Source organism: Vibrio sp. (assembly GCF_984391705.1).
Genome location: NZ_CFHWOM010000127.1, coordinates 1 through 3,023, shown reverse-complemented (window position 1 = coordinate 3,023; position 3,023 = coordinate 1). Strand labels below are relative to the sequence as shown.

General features: G+C 43.8%; 3 protein-coding genes. 1 reads left to right on the top strand and 2 read right to left on the bottom strand.

Annotated elements, in window-relative coordinates; genetic code table 11:
* Positions 1-132 precede the first annotated feature (132 nt).
* Entirely contained in the window at positions 133-798 is a 666-nt protein-coding gene (locus tag AC4MRV_RS21800) for a fibrobacter succinogenes major paralogous domain-containing protein (RefSeq protein ID WP_491189367.1), read from the bottom strand.
* Positions 799-948: 150 nt separating this feature from the next.
* Positions 949-1,839, bottom strand: a complete 891-nt coding sequence (locus AC4MRV_RS21795) for an AraC family transcriptional regulator (protein ID WP_150873069.1) — start codon at positions 1,837-1,839, stop codon at positions 949-951.
* A gap of 185 nt (positions 1,840-2,024) precedes the next feature.
* Here AC4MRV_RS21795 and AC4MRV_RS21790 point away from each other — a divergent pair, with 185 nt between their 5' ends.
* Positions 2,025-3,011 carry an SDR family oxidoreductase gene (locus AC4MRV_RS21790; protein WP_491189366.1) on the top strand — a complete coding sequence of 329 codons (987 nt, stop codon included), beginning with the start codon at positions 2,025-2,027 and terminating at the stop codon, positions 3,009-3,011.
* The last annotated feature ends 12 nt before the right edge of the window (positions 3,012-3,023 follow it).

The window sequence follows — 3,023 nt, the reverse complement described above, 5'->3', positions numbered from 1 at the left end:
TCAATCATTCGAATAACAACATCTTAGAATACGAGCCTTAGAATTACTTATTCTAAATTGCTTAACTATCAGCGAGACAGTACTTATCACCATCCAAACACTCAACGGGGTAAGCATCAAATAATCAGAGCCTTAAATCTTCACGCACCTTACAGAAAACATATAATCTTTGGTGCTCGTCGCTCGTCTTATTTCATTTTTGTGTGCGTTCCACCATGAATACGCCAAAGTACGGATATACGCCTTTTTGTCTGTCGCGCTGGTGCCTGTCCAAAACTCGCTGTAAGCACCTTGTGTGATGTACCAGCCATTCCATTTCACACCGGCAGGACGAGCGAAAAAGCGCTGTCTATTAAGTTGCGACTCGTCGACTTTGCTAAACAAGCCATCAGCTTGATGTTCTTTTAATTGAAGCCCAATGTTTTGCTCTCCTCCACGCCAGCCTTCGGTAATAAGCTCTTGCTCCGCCATACCGAGCGTTTTTTCTAACACCATCCAATCTTCATCTGTTGCAACTCTCCACCCTAAAGGACATAACCCTCTAGCGTCAGCAACGTCATGCCAATCGTATAAACGACCATACTTGAGTAGATTCTCCGGATTATCTTCAGGGATGGCAGCAGAGCTCACATCAGATCCGTCTTGAAACTTAGTGCTTCTTAAGTTTTCTGCAAACCACACTTGATTACCGATGGTGACGGTTCGGTAGACATTACCTTCCGAGTCTTGAACCGTGTCTGACAATTCATGTAGTGCTTTATTGGTTTCGTTCGCTGAAGTTGTTGTAGCTAGGCTCATACAGACTCCCAAAGATAGAATGAGTTTTTTCACAAGTAGTGCGCCGAGTTTGAGTGCATGAACAAAGCTTAGCTCTAAGCGTTTGTTCAAACTAGACGACATACTCTCGAAAACTTGCCCATTAATCTCACGTAGACAAATGAGTGCCTGCTATGCGACGCCCTCTACCAAGCCTTTAGACTGAACCCACTGTTTTGGGGATTGACCATATAAGCGTTTGAACTCTCGACTAAATTGCGATGAACTGACATACCCTACTTCCATCGCCGCTTCACTAACATTTGCGCCAGCCGCAATTTTCATCGCAGCACTATTGAGACGCATCGACTTCATAAATTGTATTGGAGACATTCTGGTTGCTTGCTTAAACTTACGATGCAGCACCGCCCTACTCATGCCCACTAACGATGCGAGTTCATCAATAGTTACGTTCTTATCGAGGTTTGTAGACAAATGCTCAATAGCACGCGTAATCCCATTTCCTACACCAAAAGCCTTTCTGATTGACGAACCACACTCACCTTTCAGCAATGTGTAGTAGAGTTCTCTTAAGCGACCTTCCCCTAAGACCTTAGAACTAGTGACATTGTCACTTATTTGAATAAGTCGGTATAAAGCTTCTGTAAACTCCTCGTCCCAATTCGAAAGCAATAAACTTTGCGGTTGCACGTTGCTTTTTGACGCTGGCGCAACATCTAGCATGTCCTCCATTTCAATCGTGAGCTCTTTCATCACGTTTGTATCGAGAGATACATACACACCAATCAATGGATCTTGTACAGACGCTTCTGGTGTCCCAGCCTCAACCGGAAGCGAGGCAACACAACACATATATTGCTGGCTATCGTAAACAAAACGGTCGCCCTCCAATATCGCTTCTTTTTTCCCATTCAAAATCACAATCAAAGCTGGGTCGTAGATTGCAGGCGCACAAGGGACTGCATTCGTCACCTTGAATAGTTGTACGCCTTTAATTCGGCTTTCAAACATGCCATCTGTCGTTAGCCTCTCGGCAACCAAATCTTTTAATTTCTGCTTCATCGAATTACCTTAAGCCAGCAATGACATTAATAGGCAAGAAATAGCGACTAATCCGCGTATTAGCCATTCCTATTGAGAGTTATAGTTCATTTTGTGCGGAATTACTACATTAGGCAGCACGCTCAAAAATGCAATCAAGGTGTTGTTGTCTCTATAGAGTCGTAAATCAAAACGAGGTTAATACAATGGCTACTAAACAATTTGGTATTAAAGGCTGGACGCCCGATAACATTGGTTCTCTTGCTGGAAAAACCTATGTCATTACAGGTGCTAACAGTGGGACCGGCTATCAAGCAACACGCATACTCTTATCAAAAGGTGCCAAAGTTGTGATGATGAACCGTAATCCAGATAAGTCTCTAATGGCCATTACAGAGCTTAAAGAAACACTAGGGACGGATATAGATATTAGCTTTATCACCATGGACCTCGGTAGTTTAACCTCTGTGAAGAAAGCCGCATCACAACTTCTAGATGAGGTAGAAAAAGTTGATGCGCTGATATGTAATGGTGCCATCGCTCAAGTGGCTAAACAGCAACTCACTGTTGATGGCTTTGAGAGCCAATTGGGCGTTAATCATTACGGTCATTTCTTGCTATGCGGTTTGTTGTATCCGCGCATAGAAGCAAGTAACGGGCGAATCGTCGTTGTGGGCAGTACCGCATATAAAATGGGGAAGAAACGCATTCAATTTGAAGACGTCAACTTTGATAGCAGATATACAGCTTGGGACTCCTACGCGCAAAGCAAGCTTGCTCAAGTGATGTTTGCTTATGAATTACAACGCCGCATCCAATCACTTGGCAAATCGGTACAAGTTCACGTGTGTCATCCAGGAGCTTCAAGAACAAACTTGTTAAAAGACACGGCAAGCACATTCAACAAAGTCTTATGGGCTGTGATGTCTAGATTCATAGCTCAATCTGCTGAGAAAGGCGCGTGGCCCCAATTGCTATGTGCAACACAAGATGGACTGACGTCTGAAACCTTGTATGGGCCAACTAAACGCGCTGATACCGTAGGGCCTGTAGACATCAATAATCTTGACAAAATCGCCCTAGATGAAGAGGCGGCGGAAAGACTCTGGACGCTTTCAGAAAAAGCGACATCTTTTACTTGGGATCTTAACTCCCCTAGCCTCACACCAGACATACAGAAATCAAACTCTTGATTCGATGTAAGT

Excerpts from the sequence above, each read along its gene's own strand:
- AC4MRV_RS21800 (WP_491189367.1), bottom strand. The coding sequence starts at position 798 with ATGAGCCTAGCTACAACAACTTCAGCGAACGAAACCAATAAAGCACTA.
- AC4MRV_RS21795 (WP_150873069.1), bottom strand. The coding sequence starts at position 1,839 with ATGAAGCAGAAATTAAAAGATTTGGTTGCCGAGAGGCTAACGACAGAT.
- AC4MRV_RS21790 (WP_491189366.1), top strand. The coding sequence starts at position 2,025 with ATGGCTACTAAACAATTTGGTATTAAAGGCTGGACGCCCGATAACATT.